General features: G+C 66.5%; 2 protein-coding genes. Both read right to left on the reverse strand.

The window, feature by feature from the left end:
* A partial coding sequence (locus ASC81_RS09525) for an FGGY family carbohydrate kinase (protein WP_255354408.1) occupies window positions 1–200 on the reverse strand: 200 nt, incomplete at its 3' end.
* Window positions 200–1390, reverse strand: a complete 1191-nt coding sequence (locus ASC81_RS09530) for an ROK family transcriptional regulator (protein WP_162245883.1) — start codon at window positions 1388–1390, stop codon at window positions 200–202. The genes ASC81_RS09530 and ASC81_RS09525, both read right to left, overlap by 1 nt.
* Window positions 1391–1828: the final 438 nt, after the last annotated feature.

Here is a 1828-nt window from a genome sequence, read left to right on the forward strand (position 1 = left end):
AAGGCCAGCGGGTGGGCGGTGCGCAGTTGCGCCACCGCGGTGCCGGTGGCCCGCCACCAGTCGGCGGGGTTCTGCTCGGACCACAGGGGTTCGGGGCTGGACAGGCTCAGGGCGCTGCCGGCCGTGCCGACGATGCGACCTGCGCCGTCAAGCAGCAGCAGCTTGACTTCGGAGGTGCCGAGATCGATGCCGAGGTACATCAGCGCATCTCCTCGGTGCTGATTGCCATGTTGGGGGTGCCTTCGCCGTCCGGGAGCAACAGCGAGGGGCGGGTCAACCGATAACGCGCCAATGCAGCGGCGCCGACGGCGACGGCGTTCACGCCGAAGCGCGATGTCCGCACGGTGGGCGGCGCCAGGCCTGCAGCCCGGGCGTAGTCGCTCAAGGTGTCGAGCGCCGGCTTCAGGAAGGGCCCGCCCAGCTCGACGATGGTTCCGCCCAGCACGATGCAGCCGGGGTCATAGGCGGTGGCCAGGTTCTGCAGCAAGACGCCGAGATAGCGGCCGGCCGAATCGACGGCCTTCAGCGTCTCGGCATCTTGCTTGTCCAGATGCATGCGCACTTCAGACAGCGAACTCAGGGCAGGGTGGTCACCGCGTCCGTTCAGCATGGCGGGCATGGCGATCAGTGCCTCAGCGCAGCCGCGCCGGCCGCAGGAGCAGGACGGTCCGTTCAACTGCAGCACGGTGTGGCCGACTTCACCCGCGAACCCGCGCTTTCCCGTCAGCAGGCGGTCGCCGACGATGACACCCGCGCCCAAGCCTCGGCTGATGGACACATAGAGCAAGGGGTCGCAGGCGGGCGCGGGGTTGAACTCCATCTCGCCGACAGCGGCCACCGCTGCCTCGTTCTGCAGGAACAGCGGCACTGAGGAGAGGGTGGTGCCCTTGAGCTTCTCGCTCAGCAGTGCTGCGAACGGCACGTCGCGCCAACCGAAGTTGGGGGCCAGATGCAGCACGCCGCGGGCTTCGTCGACGCCGCCAGGCAGGCCGATGCCGATGCCCAGCACCTCCTGCTTCTGGTCCAGGGATGCGCTGATCCTCTGCAGGGCAGTGGCCAGCACGCGGATGCAGGCCTTGGGCGTTCGGGCGGTGCCGTAGCTGTCTTCGGTACAGGCCTGCACCTCGCCGGTCAGTGAAGTTGCGAGGACGCGGACGGACTCGGTGCCCAAGTCGACCCCGATCAGCAACAGGCGGCCCGGGTCGATGAACAGGGGCGTGGGGCGCCGGCCCATGTCGCCCGTCGCCACGATTTCGCGTTCGACCAGCCAGCCCTCGGCAATCAGCTCGCGCGCCAGCAGTCCCACCGTCGACTTCGTCAGGCCCACCGCGCCCGCCAGGTCGGCGCGTGATTGCCCCGGCTTGGCGAGCAGCCGTCGAATGATCGACATGCGGTTGATTCCCTTCACCAGCTGTTGGCTTCCGACGGCTTCGGCCTGCAAGTGCTCTCCTCCTTGAAACATGAAGTGCCGCTTCTGTCGGCTCTTTTGGTCGGACCATGCAGTTATATTTGCGCGCTGGTCTTACCAAATAATAGTTAGGACGATGGACGAAGTAAATAGGGGGAAGACACTTAGCGCGATTCGTCGTGTCCAACGACCATCGCATCGGCTCTGGCATCGAGCCAGCGACTGAACCGGTCTCGGGTGCGCAACGCGCCGCCGGGACAGATGTCACAGCCGCCTCGCCACTGCATGCGAGTAAATCGAACCACAACAGATTGACGAGACCGGCACCGCTGCCGGCCCACCCGAGACAACCAGGACCCCCACCCACCATGAAGTTCACTGACGGACAGTGGATGCTTCAACCGGGCGTCGCCGCGCACT

Origin of the sequence: Pelomonas sp. Root405 (assembly GCF_001425165.1) — a bacterium.
Taxonomy (GTDB): Bacteria; Pseudomonadota; Gammaproteobacteria; order Burkholderiales; family Burkholderiaceae_C; genus Pelomonas.